Source organism: Xenorhabdus sp. PR6a (assembly GCF_028599065.1).
Lineage (GTDB): Bacteria > Pseudomonadota > Gammaproteobacteria > Enterobacterales > Enterobacteriaceae > Xenorhabdus > Xenorhabdus doucetiae.
This window is the reverse complement of the sequence record NZ_JAQRFJ010000202.1, coordinates 1-692: the sequence shown is the minus strand read 5'-3', so window position 1 is coordinate 692 and position 692 is coordinate 1. Positions and strand designations below refer to the sequence as shown.

Here is a 692-nt window from a genome sequence, read left to right as displayed (position 1 = left end):
GCTTCCTCTTGGGCTGTAGGTTCATTATTAACAGCTACTGCGCTTGTAGGGGGAAGTGTTGTTGCCGTAGCAGGTATTGTATTCCTCGTTGGGATAGGGGTAGCTATAGGACTGGATTATCTTGATAAACAATATCAAATAAGTGATAAAGTTATAAAATATATTAAAAATGAGATTGATAGAAAGAAAAGAACACCAGAGGCTAACCTGCAACAAATATTTAATGGATTAGGTAATATTAGATGAAGAATAAATACATTAAATTATTAGGCTCTTTGATAATGCTTATTGTAGTTACAAGCATTATGATTCCTGTTAGCGAATACATTATTTCTTTAGTGCTTATGAAAGATTTGATAGTGTTTTCTGGTGCGGTTGTAATGTACTTTTTATCATTTCCACTAATATTTTATTCTATGGCAGGGTCTGCTTTTTTCTTCATATTTAATAGATTGCCAAAATATAATGAATGTATAGTGAAATATTTGAGCAAGTTAATGTTTATTTCATTAATTATCGGTTTTCCGATATCTTTTTTTGTAGGTTATCAACTGAAAAACGATGGCTATTTGGTTTGTGAAAAAATTTCATGGATGTCACCGACTACTTATGTTAAAGACATTAAGTTATGTAATTGAAATTTTTTGTAAATATTCCGTCCTCATGTTTCCGCAAGTTTAGCCCTCCTATTT

At 31.2% G+C, this 692-nt stretch carries 1 protein-coding gene and 1 pseudogene; both read left to right on the top strand.

Annotated features, from left to right (window positions below; translation table 11 throughout):
• Positions 1–246: pseudogene (locus PSI15_RS18350) on the top strand (hypothetical protein); the annotation flags it as partial.
• Positions 243–638, top strand: coding sequence for a DUF1240 domain-containing protein (locus PSI15_RS18345; protein ID WP_045971677.1), 396 nt, complete (start codon positions 243–245; stop codon positions 636–638). The pseudogene PSI15_RS18350 and the gene PSI15_RS18345, both read left to right, overlap by 4 nt.
• The last annotated feature ends 54 nt before the right edge of the window (positions 639–692 follow it).

What these genes read in the sequence shown, in the direction of transcription:
- PSI15_RS18345 (WP_045971677.1), top strand. Translation starts at nt 243, where the DNA reads ATGAAGAATAAATACATTAAATTATTAGGCTCTTTGATAATGCTTATT.